Below are 18,695 nucleotides of genomic sequence, written 5' to 3'. Positions count from 1 at the left end.
TATGTTATGATTCCTTAGTCATTAATATCAAGAGAATTTTCGCTAGCTTTTTGTAGAGCTTCTTCCACGCTTCCAGTTTCCAAAAGAACACTAAATTGCTTTTCGTTAAGCATTGGAATAGAAAGTTCCTGAGCTTTGGTTGCTTTAGAACCAGCATTTTCTCCCAAAATTACGCAGTACGTGTTTTTACTAACTGATCCTGAAGCTTTACCGCCTCGAGACACTATTGCTTCCTTTGCTTCATCTCTACTAAAGCCTTGCAAAGATCCTGTTACAACAACAGTTTTACCAGCTAGAGTTTGAGCAAGGGATGATGTTTCAACTTTCCCGACCACCCCTGCTTCTTGCCAAGCGTGCAAAACTTCAAATCTCCAGTTGCTACTATCTTTTGCTTGCTTAAACCAGTCATAAACAGCTTGAGCAATTTCTGGACCAACGCCATCAATCTGAGTAAGTTCTTCAACTGAAGTATTTGCAATATTTTCTAAAGATCCTAATTTTGCCGCTATAAGACGCGCTGTTGGTGGACCTAGTCTACGAATAGAAAGTGCAACCAAAACGCGCCACAGTGCAGCATTTTTGCCTTTTTGAGCTATTTCTTCAAGCATGCTACGAGTAGTTTCCGATGGTCTTGTGTACCACGGAACGTTAATTGTATCTTTTGCATTATTTGAAGCTCGTTTAGCTTTCCAAAAAACTACTCGAGCATCTTTTGGAACCTGGAATTCTGGATATTTAGAATCAAATTCACTGTTCTGATCCAAAGCTTCAGCATCAATGTTTTGGCTAGAAGATTCAGCAAATTTTGCTTCAATTGTGCGCGTCCAGAATGCTCGCACTTGCCTCCAAAGACCAGATCCCCCAATTTTTCGAGTATGCTTTTTTAATTTTCCGTCTTTTCCTACTTCTTGCCATTCTTCAACAAGCGGAATTTCCTTCCAAACCATAACATTTTGTAAATCGTTAGCTGTTATGCTAAAAATTCCAGATTCGCTTTTAAGCACAGGAATTTGAGGCTTAGGTAACGTTAAATTAGCAGGAGGAACATAAGGCTGCTGCATTGAGCCTCTTTGAACCACAATCTTATCAATATCCGGGCAGTAAACTTCAGCGGTAGATGGCCTAGAATCTTCAGGATTTGTAAGAGCTAAAGCGGCGTTATCTCCCAAATTCTCAATATCAAAAGCCTGCCTAGAAGCCAGGTGAATAATACGTTCAGTAAGCTGAGCTGGGCAGTTTTCCACATTAGGACAGCGAATATCTTTATCTCCCTGTTTTGCTGGAGCTAATTTTGCTCCGCAAGAAGGGCAATACTCAGGCATAACAAATTTTCGTAATTGGTTTTCACGGCCTTCTCGTGCTTTTAAAACAGGCCCAACTAATTCAGGAATAACATCTCCAGCTTTTCGAACCACAACAGTATCGCCAATAAGCACGTTTTTATGCTCAACTTCGTAAGCGTTATGAAGAGTTGTTCTAGAAATAGTAGAACCTGCAACAGTTACAGGCTCAAGAATTGCTACAGGCGTAACTCTTCCTGTTCTTCCAACCTGAACAACAATATCCTTCAAATAAGTGTTAACTTCCTCAGGAGGATACTTATATGCAATAGCCCATCTTGGGGCTCTTGAAGTTGCTCCAAGATTGCGCTGCAGTGCGCGGTCATCAACCTTTACAACAATTCCATCCAATGCGTGCAAAATATTTGCCCTATGTTCGCCATAATAATCAATCATGTCTTGTATTTCGGCAAAATTAGTTACTCTACGCGTGTATGGAGAAACTGGAACACCCCACTGTTTGTAAAAATTGTATGCGTCAGACTGGTTAAAAGTTGTTTCACTATTAGCATGACTTGAGTTTGATTTCCAACGAAGTTCCCCCAAGCCGTGCGCGAAGAAGCTTAAATGACGAGTTGCGGTAATGCGCGGATCTTTTTGACGAAGCGAACCTGCAGCAGCGTTTCTAGGATTTGCAAAAGCTGCTTTTCCAGCGTCTTCCTGCTCCTCATTAAGCTTACGAAAATCAGCCCATTTCATAAAAACTTCGCCGCGAATTTCAACAAATTCAGGAATATCTTCAGGATTTTCAGCATGAAGCTGAGTTGGTATTGCCTCAATCGTTCTAACATTAAGAGAAATATCTTCGCCTGTGACTCCATCTCCTCTAGTAAGCCCCTGCTCAAGAGTGCCGTTTCTGTAAATAAGATTTAACGCAAGACCGTCAATTTTTACTTCGCATGTCATAGGAAGCGGCTTGGATTCAGGCCATTGCAAATCTCGAAGAACACTGTTGTACCAATCGTGTAATTCGTCAATAGAAAACACGTCATCCAAACTCATCATTCGCGAAGGATGTTTTACAGAAGTAAAATCGTTGGAAAAAGTTCCACCTACGCGGTGCGTTGGAGATTGCGGAGTGTCAAGTGTTGGAAAAGCTGATTCCAGAGCACTCAATGCTCGTATACGCGCATCATAAGCTGCATCCGAGCTTGTTGGAGCATCTTCAACATAGTAGGCAATTTGATCAGATTGCGCCCACGCTGCTAATTTTGCCCACAGGCGTGCAGCCTGTTCAGTAGTAAGAGATGTAGGCTGTAGACTTGAAAGAGCTAAAGCGTCCGCATCGGTAGGTTCTAGTTTATGAATCCACTCATCTGTGTCAACATTAGGATTCCAGATATGAGCATTAGAGTGCGCTTCATCAGTTACAGCTTGCTCATCAAAATCGTCAAAAAGCGTCCATTGAGAGCTTTGTGACGCTGCATCATTGTAAGCAGCACTCATAAAATCCCCTTTCAACCCAAATATTTAGCGTAACCCACTACTCTATTTAGCATTTTAAGCATTTAGTGAACGCAAGAATTGAGATTGCACAGCACCTTCCAAATCTTCGTTTGAAGTCATGCGAATATTAGCAACGCACAAAGTTCTTGCAATAACAAACATTCCTTCATCAACCGTAAGTTTTGCAGCTTTACCAATAATATGGCTGGCTTCAATATTTGGCCAAACAGGAATATCGTCATTCATAAAATTCTGCTTCACATCGTCCATATTAGCCGGAGCTTTATAACACTGCGAGCGCATTCTAGATAGCAGTTCTTCTAGTTCCATTTGCAATGGTTCTATTCTTCCTGGGGCTAAATAATCAGCCATACGATACGCGCTTGCAGCGAGTGCAAACCTGTCTTGCATCCATGCAGCGTACGCTAGTCGATAGTATGCGAATGCTGCATCATCTTTGTCGAAAGATACTCTCAAAGCGTTTAAGCATGCTGCTATAACAGATGGCCAGTCTTCTTTTTGAGATAATTCTGCCGCAAGCTTTAAGTGAGATAGTGCGTATGTTGGAGCGTACGCAACCATCGTATTTAAGTGCTTTAATGCAGCCTCATGCTTATTTAATTGCGAAAGTAAGTCTGCTAACTCCATGTGCGCGTAGAACAATCCGTCTGGAATAAGTAGTGTATGCTCTTCTGGTGTTGCAAATATGTGATTGTACACAACTCTTTCCGCATAAGAGTTAAAGTAGCGTGGAACAACATTTTCTACGGAAAACATTGAGTCGAATTTAGCAATATTTTTCTCGTATTCTTCTATTGCAGTGCTAATATCGCCTTCCATAAGCTGCTCTTGGACTCGAATACGCATGTTTCGTATGCTTTGCGAAGCTTTGAATGAAAGTTCAGGTATGTCTGTTTCGTCAATAAGAGCTCTTGTTACACTGTCTGCTTTTTCACTAAGCTCAGGATCTGCAATTTGCTCAATAATATTCATTGCCTCTCTAGCTTTTTCTGCTGTTGTTTGAATTGGCTGAGATGCAATATGGTGGAAGTCTGTAACAGCTTGCTGCAAAAGGTCTTCTCGTTGAATTGATAAGCCTTGTGCGTGTGATGTTCCAAGTATTTCTTCTTGTTCTTCGCTAAATATTGTGTCGGAAAATTCAGGCTCTTCTTGCGCTCCTCTAGGCGCGAAGCAAGTATCGTGCATATCGAATGATGCTTCTACTGAGCCTAAAGTGTAGTCTTCGTGCATGCTCATTGTTGCATTAGATTGCTTATATATTTCTATTGGATTTTGCAAACCATGCGCACGAATATGTTTAATAAATTTTTCGCGTTCAAACGTTACTGTCATTAACGTACGTATCTCTGGAGGCTCGCTAAAAGCAGCTAAAGGATTTGAGTTGGAATCTGACTTAGATTCTGGCTTAGAATCAATTAAAGATTGCGCACCTTCAACAACTTCTGCAAGCGGTAAGTGTTGCAAATCTTGGATTTGTGAAGGATCTCCATGAACGTCACCGTCTTTTGGATCACCTTTTGAAGGTGCATTATTTACATTCATATTGTCTAATGCTTGAATAGTGCGGTTTAGTAGCGTACTGATTGCATTATCTTGTGCTGCAACCATTTCTTCTAAACCAATAGAATCAAGTCTAATTGAAACATGCTGTATTTTTTCGCTTGCACCAAAGGCGAGCGTTGCAAGCATAATGCCGAATCGCAGATTGTAATATGTTGCCATACGTGACTTTTCAACATTACTTAGCCTATGCCACTTATGCTCTAAAGTATCGTATTTGCTTGTAGGCATTAGCGACGATCCTGTAGAAGTGAACGCAATCGCCACATTGCCATCGTTTAGATTAGAGCGAAAATCTGCGTCGAATCTAAACGGCATGTATAAGCTTCTAATAAGCTTAGAAAGAGATTGACGGTAAAGCCACTCTCCCGCATCATTCTGCTTCAAAAATGTTGCAGACTGCTGATATTTTCTAGCCTTATTCCATAAGTGAAGCAAAGGACGAATACTATCGTCTTGTAAAGGATTTGCTAAACTTGGCGTATCAAAAGATTCACAAGCATTAAAAGCAGGGTTTTCAATCATAGCGTTATCTATAGCAGCAATGCGCTCTAAGCTAACGTTTCCTTCAAAATTCTTTCCGCCCTGCAAAGAATTAGCTTGTAAGAACTGGTATATTGCTTGTAAACGATTTAGCGCTCCTTCAATTCTTAAAACTTTGAGTGCTGCTGAAGGGTCTAATGAATCGTCCCAAATTAAGTAATGTGCAGAAGTTTGTTGAGCTTGTCTAAAATGTAGTCTTTCTGCTCCATGAACAGCTTCTAAGCTTCTAGTTGGATCTAATGCTCCAACCTCTTTCATAACTCGCTCATAGTAGCTTTCTAAGCCGGAAACTTGCAATCCAACTTTTTTTGCGTGCGCAATATCTGCAGCGCTTCTTCTTATTGCGCCAAGAGGTGCTTCAGTATGCAATCTTCTTAGAACGTGCGAATATCCAAAACCTATTAAGTTTTGGTTTAAATCTGGTATGAAAAATGTTGCGAAAAATGCTGTTGCAATAGCATTCTCGTAAGTAAGATTACAACGCAAAGAATCAGGTAATTTTACGCGCGTGCTTTCAAGCGTATATCTTTTATGCTTTCCATTTGTAAAGCACAGCCATGAAGCAACCTGATGCAAACCATCTTCTAAAGAAACTTGCATAACAATATCGCCATTTACTATAGAAATATTGTTGTTGCCGTTTGTGATTGCTGCGCTTGCCTTGGACGTGCTGGCTGCGTTTTTATTTTTTAAGCACAGGCTTGGCAAGCTTTTTAAACTTTGCAAAATATTGCGGAATTTTTTTGAAATATTATTTGATTTAGGTACTTTTAAGCTTCCGTAAAAACGAGTTGAATTTCGTAAAGTAAAAGAAGATTGCTCAATAAAAGAAAGTTGCGGAAGACGTTCAAACGTATCTTCAAGAGTTACTTTGTCGCCCGTGTAAACTCTACCTTCTGAATCTGCAATAGCAAGTTGACGAAAAAGCTTTCCATCATTTTTAACTAATCCAATCGAAATGCAGAAGGATTTCCCAGGAATTCTAAACCATCCAACCTGAGTATTAGAAGGAAGGCTTGGAAAATCGGTGAAAATATTATGCTTTACAAAGTTTGGAATAGAAGTAATTTTGCCTTCTAGCCATAAGGAATTGATGGCATCTACCATTGTAGACATACTATCTTCGTTAGAAGTCGTCTGATTGGTAGATTGTACGTCGTCAGCCATAAATTCCCATTCTTTCAAAATCGATGCTAGTAGCAATTATGGAAACACGATTTCATAAACAAAATACTAAAAAAGTGGAGCGGACAACGGGACTCGAACCCGCGGTCTCAACCTTGGCAAGGTTGCGCTTTACCAACTAAGCTATGTCCGCAAAACAAGATGATATTTTAGTTAATTATTTAATTAAATGCAAATATGGAATGTCGCAAGGTTTGTGGTTGGGTAAGCGTTGGTAATTGGTGGAAAGTAGGGGCAAGCGGAGAAATTGGGGTTGTGGTGTTATAGGTGGTTATAAGTGGTTATAGGCCCAAAAATCGAGTAACAAAAACAAAAAACGCAGTGCTTTTACACTGCGAACATATTGTGGGTGATATAGGAATCGAACCTATGACCCCTTCCGTGTGAAGGAAGTGCGCTAGCCGCTGCGCCAATCACCCAAAATTTTTTAATTATGCGTGAAAGGCAATCCTTTCGAGTGGGCGATACAAGGTTCGAACTTGTGACCCCTTCCGTGTCAGGGAAGTGCGCTACCACTGCGCCAACCGCCCAGGTTGTTTATTAAGCATGAAGCTTAATCGAGGTGGGTACGAGAGTCGAACTCATCTATACGGCTTTGCAGGCCGCTGCCTAACCGCTTGGCTAACCCACCGTAAGGTCGAATAACTCATCGGACCTAGAGCGGACAACGGGACTCGAACCCGCGGTCTCAACCTTGGCAAGGTTGCGCTTTACCAACTAAGCTATGTCCGCAATGCAACTTTACTGACCAACGTCAGCGCCGAAGCACGAGTAACTACTATACCCGAAATATTCTTAAATGCAAGCCCTCGCCTATTTGGCGTGTCGTTTGGTGGTGTTTGCGTGTGTTGGTTGGATGTTTGTTATGTTTATGGTATTGGAGCATTTGCGAGCGCAAGTGTTACTTTCTCAGTTGGTTAGCTGAGTTTTTAACAGTGTTTTGCTTATTAGCGTTACTTTCTCAGATACTTGACTGAGTTTTTAACGGTGTTTGGGTGATTACCGTTACTTTCTCAGATACTCGACTGAGTTAGTAACGGTGTTTGGGTGATTACCGTTACTTTCTCAGTTGGTTAGCTGAGTTTTTAACAGTGTTTGGATTGTGGCTTATAGACCAGAATATTCACAAGATTAGCTTTGCACATTTTCGCATACAACACTTTATTTTGTGAGATTGTATTCAGTAAGCAGTTCCGAGAGTTTGGTTAATCCTGCTTGGCGCTCGCGAACGTCAAGAGATTCGGCCAAATCTGCAGCGCACACTGCAATTGGCATAAAGGATTTTGCTGATGTTACTTGGGTATCTTCATTAATGTGTGAAGACGAATTTTGGCTAATAAAATCGAAAACCTCAGAATCTTCGATAACGCGGAGTCTAAGATTAATTATTGAACTATCTACGCCGTCTTCTTTATCTTTGAGATGAAACTCATTTATTAAATCTTCTAAATTATTACTGCTTACATATCCTTCTATTTTGTCAGTTTTTATAAGTTGAAATTGCGAATGCATATTTCCTGTTGCAGCAGAAAGTATTAAGTGCTTTGAAAGTTCTACCAAACGCGATTTTCTGCACCAATATTCCATTGTTTTCGCACGATTTTTAGATCGATTAACTAGCTCTTGTGGGGTAATCGATTGCAAATATTCTTCTATGCGATATTTCTGTTGCCTATTGATCCATGAAACTTCACAACCGCTAAGCATAAACAATGTTGCAAAAGCTAATGACGGAGCATATGCCCTACCGCTTTTAGAGTTTTGTTGTTTATAACGATTTACGGAATCAAGTGAAATTAAGATCTTCCTGCTTCCAAATGCGTATGTTGTTAGTGAACGATTAGAGCATAATGCGCTAACTCTCTGAGTGCTAACTGCTAGCTGGGCTGCAGCTTCCTCACGCGTAAGAAGAGTGTCGTTCACAAAAATAGACATAAAGCAAGTGTATCAAAATTGTTGCGTTAAGGAAACAATTTTGATACGCGTATGCGAGCGGTTTTTAAAAAGCTAATCTGACTACTTCTATTTCAAAAAAATATCTATCATATTCGCTTACACACTTTTGGCTTATAATTCTATTATTCTGGTTTTAAGAAAAAGTTTATCATTTTATGCTTCATAATATTATCTATAAATCTTTTTTAGAGAGTGTACAATATTTTGTGTAAACACAAAAAAGAGTATAAAAAAAGAAGCCACTAGTTGTATAATTAATCTACCAAAACAAATTAACAAAGGAGTGACTTCTAAATGGATTTTAACACAGAATTGACAAAAAGACTATTACAAGGTGACAATATTAATCACTTATTAAAAGAAGCGATTGAAAATGGGATTAATCAATTACTTCAAGTTGAATTAACAGAGCATTTAAACTACCCTAAACATTCTGTAGAGGGATATAACACCGGAAATTCAAGAAATGGTGGCTATAATCGTAAAATTTATTCAGAATATGGTATTTTAAATATCCATATTCCACGAGATCGTAACGGAGAATTCGAGCAAAAAATTATTAAAGCTTATAAAAGAAATTCCGAAAAATTAGAAGAGGTTATTATTAAACTTTATTCTAAAGGCTTTACTAACCGTGAAATTGCAGAGTGTATCGAAGATATTTACGGTCATCACTATAGCCCTACTACCGTAACAAATATTACAAAACAAGTTGAAGACTCTGTTAAAGAATTTCATCAAAGAAAAGTTCAATCTCGTTATGCAGTGATTTATGCTGATGCAACGTATGTTCATTTAAGAAGAGCTACTGTTCAAAAGGAAGCTGTTCACTTTTTAGTAGGAATTACTCCAGAAGGCAGTAAAGAAATTCTTGATTATGCAATCTATCCTACTGAATCTGCTGAACACTATAAAGAAATGTTGGAATCATTGAAACAAAGAGGATTACAAGAAGTTTTACTATTTATTACAGATGGACTTAGTGGGGTTAAGACTGCTCTTTTAAGCGTGTTTCCTAACGCAAAATATCAAACTTGTTGGGTTCATTTAATCCGACAATTACAAAAGAAGGTAAGAGTTGAAGATAAAAGAGAATTAGTAGATTCACTTAAGAAAGTTTATCAATCAAACAATAAAGAAGATGCAGAGAAAAAATTAAACGAATTTCTAGAAAACATACACAAACGTTATCCTAAAGTCTGTGCAAGTATTGATTCAGTTTATGACGATTTATTAGTCTTTTTTGACTTCCCTAAACAAATTCGTCAAAGTATTTATACGACTAATTTAATTGAAAGTCTCAATAAGCAACTAAAAAAACGATTAAAAGCAAAGGAACAGTTTCCAGCAGAGGATAGTTTAAATCGTTATCTAGGAGTATTTTGTATTGAACAAAATGAATTATCTAAAGAAAGAATTCATAGAGGATTTGGATTAGCGTCTTATGACCTGCACGAAAAATTCGAAATCCAATAATATTTGCTTTTCGTAGAAAAGCAAATATTATTGGATTGATAGCTTGATTGACAACTAGTGGAGTTTACACAAAATTCTTGACACTGCCCTTTTTTATTCTTTCGTTTATCACATTATTTAGTGATTCATTATCAAAATGAATTATACGATTTAGATCTGGAAAATTTTTTACAATTGTTTCACGCAATGATTTTGAAATTTCACTCAAAGCGGGCGAAAGAGCTTTAGTAATATACTCACCGATTTCACTTGTTTGAATGATTCTAGTATACGAAGATAAAACATTTTCTAAATCTGTAACGCTCAAATGCTTTCTGTTCTCAAAATCAGCAATGGCAATATCTAACTTCTTTATATATTGTTTAAGTAGACTTCTATATTTACAAAATTCAGTATCAGAAATTTCTTTGTTGTGCACTACTTTGTTTCTTATTTTTCTAATTTCATCAAGACTATTTCTAGTTAAATCTATATTCCTTTTACTAAAAAGTCTTTCCCATAATGCTATCTTTTCACCCTTATTTAATATATTAATAATATTATTTGAGGTTTCCCGCTTTTTCAAAGCTAATTTTGCATCTTCAATTACCTCATTTGCATCTTCAATAGATTGTTCCTTAAATAAATAATCAATATAATTTTGAAAAGTAAAACACTCTAAAGCAATCTCAATATAGCTATTTTTATTCCGTATATTCTCTGCAATATAATTCTTAATTCCTTCGTCGACTAAAGTTTTTTTAGTCCATTCTGTACCATATGCGCTTAACACAGTAAGATATACAAATTGTCTTAATTTTCTTTCAAATGTGAATATATACTTAGAGAGGTTACTGCAGTAATATTCTGAAGATCCATCAAAAATGACAACAACGTTATATTCGCGTCTTAAATCATTTTTTATAAAAGCACGCTTCAAAGACTCGATTGAAATTGCTTCTTTTCTTGTAGTTTTCTTATTAATAGTTAAAATTTTTAGCCTAATTTCTTCGCCTATTTTCTGAATATTATAATTAAATTCTTGATTATTGTTATGTAAGCATAATGTTTTTTCTTTAAAAGAAATCAGGTCTGCGAAATTTTCCTTAAATGAATCAATATCATTTTCGCTATCCTTATTTTTTAGCATAAATACAAGGTCAATAAACATAAGTCACTTCGATTCAGATTTTACTTTTCCATTTGTTATACAATCTACTTCTAACAACACGTATATTGGGATTAATGCCTTTTGCAAAATACACTAATTCTTGATAATCAAATTCTTCCATCATTGGGCCGCATATCAATTCCATGTCGTCAAAATATTTACCATCAATGTTAAAGTCTACATAATGAACGATGGGTTGATTATTTGATAATAAATCATTAACAATTTCTTGACCAACATTAGCACTATATTTCTTATCCCTAAGAAATTTTATTTGATCAAATGGAATATACATTACTGAATATCTCCATTCTTTTTGGAACTCCCACTCAGTACTTTTATATTTCCCTAACACATTCGCGTCAAAACAAAAAAATTCACCATCCTGTCTCAAACATCTAGGATAGATAAGTGATTCATCGTCTGTATATGTTACTTTTGCATTTAAGCGCTGGGTAAGAATGTCTCTATCTTTGTCACTTACAATAAATTGCGGCATTAGCTTAAATCTACATCCAAAACAATATTGCGCAGGTACTATAAAAGTTTCATCCGTTGACTTTTCCGATGGTTGATCTTCTTTATTAATGCAATGCTCAACGTAATCATCATAATTATTTTTAAAAGGAAAACTTCTTAATTTTATGCAAACGCCTCTGCTAGAATCTCCATACATAGACCATTGTGGTATGCTTTCTCTATTCTCACTCCAGCAGCTTGAAAAAATAAATTTCCCCAAATTGCGACCTTCACCGGTAATTGCTTCAGTTTTATCATCCATACATTCAAGTGAAGTTAGTCTCAAAGTTTTATTCATTAAAATTAGCTTTGCCGATTTCAAACTAGTGTAATGGTATAAATATTCTGGTATTCCTTCAACTATTTGCATAATAAACTTCCTTATCTTTCCCTATATTTCTTTTAGCACAGCAAAATCTCTTTTTTATCATTTAATTTATTATCAAGTAGAGCCCATTTTAGATATATTTCAACATTTTCAATCACTTCAATTCTAGCAAGACATGCAGTATTTGACTGTCAACATAAACAATAATCACATGGTTAATCCGTGGTTCAGTAGATAATAGGCGCATGAATATTGCAGATCAGCATAAGAAGGCAGCAGAGTTTATTGAACACTGGCAATGTCACGGCGATTAAAAAAGACGAAAGCATTGCACTACTGTTAAGAACATTCACAGACTTATTGACATACTGTTTTTATACGACTTAGCAAATGAATTTTTACGAATTGAAATTAATCAAAAGATTTCTAAAAGAATTCGCAAAAACCAGCTCAAGAAGTATAAAGATAAGTTTGATAGCTTGCAATTTTTAGAAATGAACGAAACAAAGTTGTCGATTGCTTTTAGTAGAGAACCATAAGTTAATGTGACCCTCTAGCATATTTACTTTTCCAAAACTTGTTTGTGTTCAAATTCAATATTTTAGCTATTTTCTACTTATAACATCTTGTCTTCTTAAATTTTGCGAATTAACCAACATTTTTGCGAAATGAATTAGTTTGCTTTTATTTTCTATGATATTCCTCGCACTATTCCATATCTTTTATAGAGTTACGGATATGCTGTTTTTCTTCCTCATTTAAACCATAAAAGTTGAAAAGCTTCTCATCAATTTCATTTAAAGATAAGTTCCAATTAATTGGTGAATCTTTATTTAAATCAGGAACTGGCACAAAGCGATAAGTTCTTCTTGTAGCATCTTGGCTTATTTTAGCCATCGAATGAAGGAATCTAGCAAATTTAGTTTGTAAGTACTTTGCCAATGAAGCGTTCAGTTAGGGATTTATGGAAATTGAGTTTAACTGATAACCTTTAAGCGGTACAAAAGAAGAAACGACCATACAAGAGTAGGAATACTCCTGTATGGTCGTTTTCTTGTGTCTAATTAGCTCACATACCAAAAAGTATGTGAGCTAATAATAGTTTGCTGCATCTTCAGCTACCATCAGCGATGACTTATTTGAAACAACATCAGCTTAATTCACAGCATTCGGTTCATTAGTGGTAAATGAGCCACCAACACCAAAGAACTTCTCAAAGAATGATTTCAGCTTATCAATGACACCTTGCTTCTTAGTAGTTCTGTCGCCACCGCCGAAACGAGATATAGGAGGCATAAGTCTATCTATATCCGTACCTGTTGTTTTGATCTCACCATCACGGAATGCGTTCTCGATGAATTTTCTTGTTTCAGGTTCTTTCAGCTTTTCATCTTTAATAATCTGAACAAGTTCTTCTTCACGCTTTTCAGCTACATAATAATGCCATTCTGTCATAACGTCTTCAACATCATTAATTCCTGCAATAAAGGTTTCAATAAGAGCCTTCTTGCTACGAAGTTCAGGGCTGGCATCAATAGCTTTCCTGATTGTTGCAAGGACTTCCTTATCTTCACAGTGACTATCGTGATATTTCTTAACAAGCATAAGGATATAATCGATATTGATTTCAATCTGCTTAATAAGCTCAACTTCAAAGACAATATCATCAATAATATCGGTGCTTTCACCTTTCTTGCGCTTTTCATTCCATTCATCACGCAAGTCTTGATATCTACCAAGGTAATCTTGTAAATCACGCTCAGTTATTATCTCTTTGCCAGCGAATTCATCAAATGCAGATAAAAGGTTTCTCATGCGTAGAATCGCACCAAATAGGGAGATAAAGCCCTTCTGATTCTGCTCGCCTATAATCTGTGGCTCTGAAAGTGGGAATTTTGATGTTAAGTCATCCATCATATCCATATATCCTGGATACTGCTTTCCATCAATTCCTTCATAACCATAGTAGTAATCTTTGAAACCTTTCATCAGAACAATACCACCTGCATTCTTATCACCAAAAAGTGAAATAGCAGCGTCTACTCGTTTCTGAAGGTTTCTAAAGCATACAATATTACCGAAAGTCTTAATGGAATTAAGAATTCGGTTCGTTCTTGAAAATGCCTGAATGAGTCCGTGCATCTTCAAATTCTTATCTACCCACAGTGTATTTAATGTAGTTGCATCAAAACCTGTTAAGAACATATTTACAACGATGAGCAAATCAAGTTCCTTGTTCTTCATGCGAAGAGAAACGTCTTTATAATAGTTCTGGAATTTGTCACTGTCTGTAGAGTAGTTCGTATGGAACATCTCGTTATAATCTTTGATTGCCATTTCAAGAAAATCTCTTGATGACTGGTCAAGCGCTGATGTATCTTCTGAATTTTCCTCATCAAGAATACCGCTTGAGCCTTCGTCATATTCAGCTTCATTTGCACCATAGCTAAAAATTGTAGCAATACGGAGTTTCTTTGTAGGGTCAGCCTCCATCTGTTTTTTGAATTCCTGATAATATAATTTTGCCATTGGAACAGAGGCAACAGCAAAGATTGAGTTAAATCCACTTACTCGTTGTTTCTGCTTGATTTCTTCTACAGCACTATTCTTGCCGGATGCAACTTCTGAAATATTGGTAAGGGTGTTGTAAATATATGTTTTATCACCACGATATGTTTTCCTATCAAAGTTGTTAAGAATATATTCCGTCACAAGCTTGATACGCTCAGGAGCCATCATTGCCTTTTCGCGAGCAATATCCCATACCTGTTCGTCATCGATATCTTCATCCATATCCATTGTCTTAACATAGTCGACTCTGAACGGGAGAACATTCTTATCGTTGATAGCGTCAACAATAGTATATGTATGCAACTGGTCACCAAAAGTCTGCTCTGTAGTAAAGAACTGCGTATTACGGGAGCTTGCTGTATTTGCAGGAAAGATTGGTGTTCCTGTGAAACCGAATAAGTGATATTTCTTAAAGCTTTTTACAATAGCTGCGTGCATATCACCGAACTGACTTCTATGGCATTCGTCAAAAATGATTACAACGTGCTTGTTGTATACTTCATGTTCTTTATTTTTCTTGATAAATGTTGCAAGTTTCTGAATAGTCGTGATGATGATGTGAGCATCGCTGTCTTCCAACTGCTTTTTAAGAATGGCAGTAGAAGTATTACTGTTAGCTGCACCTTTTTCAAAACGATCATATTCTTTCATAGTCTGGTAGTCCAAGTCCTTACGGTCAACTACGAAGAGAACCTTATCTATGTAAGGTAGGAGTGACGCCTGTCTTGCAGTTTTGAATGACGTAAGTGTTTTGCCAGAGCCTGTTGTATGCCAGATATAACCGCCACCTGCAACATCACCATATTTTTTATAGTTATTAGCAATTTCAATACGATTAAGAATACGCTCCGTTGCCGTAATCTGATATGGTCGCATTACCATAAGCATATCTTCAGAAGTGAAAATACAATACTTGGTAATGATGTTAAGGATCGTATGTTTTGCAAAAAATGTTCTTGTGAAGTCAATCAGGTCAGGAATAACACGATTGTTTGCATCCGCCCAGAAGGAAGTAAATTCAAAGCTGTTGCTTGTTTTGCCTTTCCTGGCAGTAGCTGCAGCATTAAAATCCTTTATAGCGTTAAAACGGGTGCTGTTGGAATAGTACTTTGTGTTTGTTCCATTAGATATAACAAAAATCTGTGTGTATTCAAACAGGCCACTTCCTGCCCAAAAAGAATCACGCTGATATCTGTTAATCTGATTGAAAGCCTCTCGAATAGACACTCCTCTGCGTTTAAGTTCTATATGAACAAGTGGCAAACCATTCACAAGGATCGTAACATCATAGCGGTTATCGTGCTTTGCGCCGTCAGACTCTCCAATAACGTACTGATTGATGACCTGTAAAAAGTTATTGTGGATATTCTTCTTATCAATAAGAGTAATGTTCTTTGTGCTGCCGTCATCTCGCTTTAATGCCTGAACATTATCTTCCTGAATCTTACGAGTCTTTTCTACGATTCCTTCATTCTGGTTGGCAATGGAATCTTTGAAAAATCTATCCCATTCCGTCTCAGAGAAATGGTAACTATTCAGTTTCTCAAGCTGAGTACGAAGATTGGTTATCAAATCTTTTTCATGATGTATTGTAAGATATTCGTATCCCTGTTCCGTGAGCATACGAATAAACTCTTTTTCCAGTTCAGATTCTGACTGATAGCTGTTAGAACGTGCCTTCACAGGCTCGTATTCAGTAACAACTGTATTTTCACTTGTAGCTGCCACGATATTGAAATATGGCATACAGGCACCTCCTTTTTGAGATTATAACTGTTTGAAAGAAAGCAGCTTATCTCTATAAAATTCGTATTGTTTTTGACGTGCTTCAATCTCAGCAGGAAGACCGATATTGAGGTCAGAGCAGATGGCGTCAAAATTTTCCAATACATCAATGATTTTCTTTTGGACTTCGAGAGAAGGCACAGGCACAGGAAACTTATTCAGCATAGGTCTTCTGATTGATGCAACAGATCCTTGAAACATCGTTTTTTGTATATAAGGCAAAAATGCTGATTTCATATAATGGAAATAGTACTTAGGGAGCACCTCTGGTGTGTTGATATGAATTCTGTATGCTCTCTGATGCAGTGCATATTTACCTTCAACATAATGATATACTTTACCAACACCAACACCATCTCCAGCAGTGATTATTGCTGTTTCATCATATTCATATTCATTTTTACGCAAAGGCTCTTGGGAGCGTACATAAAACGGATATAAACCTTCTTCTAATCCTTCGTTAGTATTACTGCTACCAGTTCCGATATCTGCAATTTCTTCTAACGCAACTGTTTTTATAGAATCATCAACTTTCAAAAGCTCATTTCTATAATATTCGTACTGTTTTTTACGAGCTGTAAGCTCCGCTGTAAGCTCCGCTGTAAGCTCCGCTGTAAGTAACGTGAAAGAGTCCAATATACGGACTATTTCACGTTGTACCTCCAACGGAGGTACGGGAATCATCAAATCCAAAACCTTTGCCATATCAGGATGCTTAATGCCAGAGCCACGATAAAAAGATGCAATATCACTAATTCTATTTTTCATAAAATAGTATAGGAACTTATTACTTAAAACAGACGTGTTAGCCGAGGTCGCTATCCTATTATCTCCAGTAACAAATTTACCAGAATAGTATTGTACAACAGGATTTCCACCCCAAGGAATGCAAACAACCTCTCCTTCAGACATCGTATCTTTAACATATTCTTCAGTAGTCCACAAATCGGATATGCTTGTTGTTAAAATTTTTACATCACCAGTTTGTGATTCAAGACCTTTTAAGTCAGCAGCAAGATAATATTTGTATTTGATTACCTTAGTTTGTTTATGTCTATCAACTGAATTGAATTTTTTATCCCATATTGTTAGAAACCATAAAGGTTTGTACTCCACCCCATCGGGACATAATTCCTGGATCAATTCTTCTAATCTGCTCATTAGTCCATCTCAATCTCTGCGATAATAGTATCAATTGCTTTTCTTAAGGTCTCTTCACGAGCAACGATTTCTTTGATTTCTGCATTCAGCTTAACGATATCGATTTTTTCTCTTGTGTCCTCGGCTTCAACATAGGTTGATACAGAAAGGTTGTAGTCATTTTCAGAAATCTCATCATATGTTGCAAGATGTGAGAAATGCTCAATTTCACTGCGATTTGCAAAGCAGTTCACAATCTTACCCATATTATCTTGAGTAAGCTTATTATTGTTCGTAACCTTGATACACTCGTTTGTTGCATCAATAAACAGCGTTTTATTATCTGCCTTATTCTTTTTCATTACCATAATGCAAGTGTCAATTGAAGTTCCAAAGAAAAGATTAGAAGGCAACTGAATTACACAATCAACAAAGTTGTTATCAATCAGATATTTTCGTATTTTCTTTTCAGCTCCGCCACGGTACATAATGCCAGGGAAACATACAATCGCAGCTGTTCCATTTGATGCAAGCCATGAAAGTGAATGCATAATAAATGCAAGGTCAGCCTTGCTCTTTGGAGCAAGAACTCCTGCAGGTGCAAAACGAGGATCGTTTATGAGTAATGGATTATCATCACCATCCCATTTAATAGAATATGGAGGATTTGAAACGATAAGTTCAAAAGGTTCATCATCCCAATGCGCCGGAGCTATAAGGGTATCTTCACAAGCAATATTAAATTTATCAAAATCGATATCGTGTAAGAACATGTTGATACGACAAAGATTATAGGTTGTAATATTGATTTCCTGCCCATAGAAACCATTACGAACCTTATCTCTGCCAAGTACTTTTTCTGCCTTTAAAAGCAGCGAACCACTTCCACAGGCTGGATCATACACCTTATTGATTTCTGTTTTTCCAACTGTACCAAGTCTTGTAAGAAGCTCTGATACATCAGCAGGAGTAAAGAACTCACCACCCGATTTACCTGCATTACTTGCATACATTGTCATAAGGTATTCATAGGCATCACCGAATGCATCAATATCGTGATCCTTAACATCACCAAGATTCATATCAGCCACGCCATCAAGAAGCTTGCAGAGCTTTTCATTTCTCTTTGCAACAGTAGAACCAAGCTTATTACTGTTTACATCAAAGTCATCAAAAAGACCTGCAAAGTCGGATTCTGATTCGCTGCCTTTTGCTGACTCTTCAATATGACGGAATACCTTTTCAAGCGTTTCATTAAGGTTTTCATCATCTTTAGCTTTTGCTCTAACATTGCAGAAAAGTTCTGAGGGAAGAATGAAAAAGCCTTTTTCTTGTACAAGGCCTTCTCTTGCCTCTTCAGCCATCTCATCAGACATCTGCACGTAATCGAATTCAGCATTGCCGGCTTCAATTTCACCAGCGTTAATATAGTTAGTAATGTTTTCAGAAATGTATCTGTAGAACATAGTGCCAAGTACATAGTTCTTAAAGTCCCAACCATCTACAGCACCACGAAGTTCATCTGCGATTGACCATATAGCACGATGAAGTTCGTCACGTTCCTTTTCTTTTTTATTATCTAGTGCCATTATATTATTCATCCTTTCAGCTATTTAGTCCATTCTGCTGCCAACGCACTGAAATCAATACCCTGCACCTCGCAAAAAGCCCGACG

10 protein-coding genes and 5 tRNA genes are annotated in these 18,695 nt (G+C 37.1%); 1 reads left to right on the top strand and 14 read right to left on the bottom strand.

All coding sequences use genetic code 11. The annotated features are described in order from the left end of the window. Positions 1–14: 14 nt before the first annotated feature. From ligA to HXT35_RS00695, 8 genes are all read right to left on the bottom strand, one after another. Positions 15–2,786 carry an NAD-dependent DNA ligase LigA gene (gene ligA / locus HXT35_RS00730; RefSeq protein WP_421788123.1) on the bottom strand — a complete coding sequence of 924 codons (2,772 nt, stop codon included), beginning with the start codon at positions 2,784–2,786 and terminating at the stop codon, positions 15–17. A 54-nt stretch (positions 2,787–2,840) separates the two neighbouring features. Continuing rightward, entirely contained in the window at positions 2,841–6,077 is a 3,237-nt protein-coding gene (locus HXT35_RS00725) for a tetratricopeptide repeat protein (RefSeq protein WP_421788121.1), read from the bottom strand. A gap of 75 nt (positions 6,078–6,152) precedes the next feature. Beyond that, positions 6,153–6,228, bottom strand: a tRNA-Gly gene (locus HXT35_RS00720). Positions 6,229–6,441: 213 nt separating this feature from the next. Then, positions 6,442–6,514, bottom strand: a tRNA-Val gene (locus HXT35_RS00715). 39 nt (positions 6,515–6,553) lie between these two features. Next, positions 6,554–6,625 (bottom strand) — tRNA-Val (locus HXT35_RS00710). A gap of 30 nt (positions 6,626–6,655) precedes the next feature. After that, positions 6,656–6,726: transfer RNA gene (locus HXT35_RS00705), tRNA-Cys, on the bottom strand. 28 nt (positions 6,727–6,754) lie between these two features. Further along, a tRNA-Gly gene (locus tag HXT35_RS00700) sits at positions 6,755–6,827 on the bottom strand. Positions 6,828–7,256: 429 nt separating this feature from the next. Then, positions 7,257–8,030: a DNA-binding protein gene (locus HXT35_RS00695; protein ID WP_421788119.1), complete on the bottom strand. Its 774-nt coding sequence runs from the start codon at positions 8,028–8,030 to the stop codon at positions 7,257–7,259. 315 nt (positions 8,031–8,345) lie between these two features. Between HXT35_RS00695 and HXT35_RS00690 the strand changes: the two genes are divergently transcribed. Further along, a complete protein-coding gene (locus tag HXT35_RS00690) occupies positions 8,346–9,527 on the top strand; it encodes an IS256 family transposase (protein ID WP_004126753.1) in 1,182 nt (393 codons plus the stop codon). A 64-nt stretch (positions 9,528–9,591) separates the two neighbouring features. On the opposite strand, the gene HXT35_RS00685 is transcribed toward HXT35_RS00690, so the two are convergent. The 6 genes from HXT35_RS00685 to HXT35_RS00660 all read right to left on the bottom strand — a co-directional run bounded on the left by HXT35_RS00685 (position 9,592) and on the right by HXT35_RS00660 (position 18,609). Then, positions 9,592–10,677, bottom strand: a complete 1,086-nt coding sequence (locus tag HXT35_RS00685) for a hypothetical protein (protein ID WP_421788117.1) — start codon at positions 10,675–10,677, stop codon at positions 9,592–9,594. A 13-nt stretch (positions 10,678–10,690) separates the two neighbouring features. Then, positions 10,691–11,566: a DUF2971 domain-containing protein gene (locus HXT35_RS00680; RefSeq protein WP_421788115.1), complete on the bottom strand. Its 876-nt coding sequence runs from the start codon at positions 11,564–11,566 to the stop codon at positions 10,691–10,693. A gap of 666 nt (positions 11,567–12,232) precedes the next feature. Then, positions 12,233–12,421 carry a hypothetical protein gene (locus HXT35_RS00675; RefSeq protein WP_421788113.1) on the bottom strand — a complete coding sequence of 63 codons (189 nt, stop codon included), beginning with the start codon at positions 12,419–12,421 and terminating at the stop codon, positions 12,233–12,235. 258 nt (positions 12,422–12,679) lie between these two features. Next, positions 12,680–15,841, bottom strand: coding sequence for a type I restriction endonuclease subunit R (locus HXT35_RS00670; protein ID WP_421788111.1), 3,162 nt, complete (start codon positions 15,839–15,841; stop codon positions 12,680–12,682). A gap of 21 nt (positions 15,842–15,862) precedes the next feature. Then, on the bottom strand, positions 15,863–17,041 hold the full coding sequence (locus tag HXT35_RS00665; protein ID WP_421788109.1) for a restriction endonuclease subunit S: 1,179 nt from the start codon (positions 17,039–17,041) through the stop codon (positions 15,863–15,865). Then, on the bottom strand, positions 17,041–18,609 hold the full coding sequence (locus tag HXT35_RS00660; protein WP_421788107.1) for a type I restriction-modification system subunit M: 1,569 nt from the start codon (positions 18,607–18,609) through the stop codon (positions 17,041–17,043). The genes HXT35_RS00665 and HXT35_RS00660 overlap by 1 nt, the downstream gene beginning before the upstream one ends. Positions 18,610–18,695: the final 86 nt, after the last annotated feature.

Source organism: Gardnerella sp. DNF01141 (assembly GCF_049244255.1).
GTDB lineage: Bacteria > Actinomycetota > Actinomycetes > Actinomycetales > Bifidobacteriaceae > Bifidobacterium > Bifidobacterium vaginale_E.
This window is presented reverse-complemented; position numbering and strand designations above follow the sequence as displayed.